Source organism: Vibrio sp. D173a (assembly GCF_030248475.1).
Map to the genome: position 1 here is coordinate 1 of NZ_JAHGAH010001029.1, position 935 is coordinate 935.

The 935-nt window shown below is 42.9% G+C and carries 1 protein-coding gene; it reads right to left on the reverse strand.

The features are described 5' to 3' along the window. Window positions 1–935: extracellular solute-binding protein (locus KIV40_RS31050; RefSeq protein ID WP_285353144.1), on the reverse strand; the 935-nt coding region annotated here is incomplete at both ends.

Sequence of the window (935 nt, forward strand, 5' to 3'; positions counted from 1 at the left end):
ATTACTTTGATAATATTCACGATCTTTAATCGAAATCAGGCTAGGAAGCTGACCCAGTTCGACATTGGCTTTGTGGTTAAACTCATCGTTCATTAATAACTGAACAAACTCCCAGCTTAGCTGTTCAATATTAGGGTCATTTTTGAATATCATTAGAGCACGGCCATCGAGCGTTGAATAAGAGGTATCACCGTCATTCAGCGTTGGAATAGGAGCTAAGCCAACATCGTCACCAATAACCATAGGTTTACCTGCTGCTTCCGTTAAGTTTGCTTTCCAACCAAAACCAAACTGTGGCCACATACCAATGCTGCGAGAAAAGATGCTCTTTTCCAAGGTTAATGGCGCAAATTGCTGAGCCTGTTGCATGGTGTCAAGGAACTGGGCCATATTCGCTTCTGGTTTATCAAAAATCGGATGTGTACCGAACCGGTTAAGCAGTGTGTACTCACCTTGGTTAAAGTTATAATACAGCTGAGCAAGCATCCCCCAATACCAACTGCCCGTCGATAGCACATCATTCCAAAATACTGTCCCATACACTGGGCTACCAGCACTACGATTTGGAAGCTGGCTTATTTTCTCAGCAGCTACAATAAACTCTTGCCACGTTTTCGGTGGTTGTTCGGGATCGAGCCCTGCTTCTCTGAACAGCTCCTTATTATAAATCATCAACTGAGTGGTCACATGCCAAGGTATATAATAGGTACGACCAAAGTTCTTACGCATAAAGACAGGGTCGATACGCTCCACCAAGTCTTGATAACCATCAAACTGGCCAAAATAAGCAAGCTTGCCCATTTTTGCGTATTTGGCTGGCTGATAACCAAAAACACCTGCATATAAGTTTGGTAAATCACCAGCAGCCATGCGGGTCTCTAAATTTTCATCACTAGAGACCACTACATGAACATCAGGAAAACGTTTATTAAACT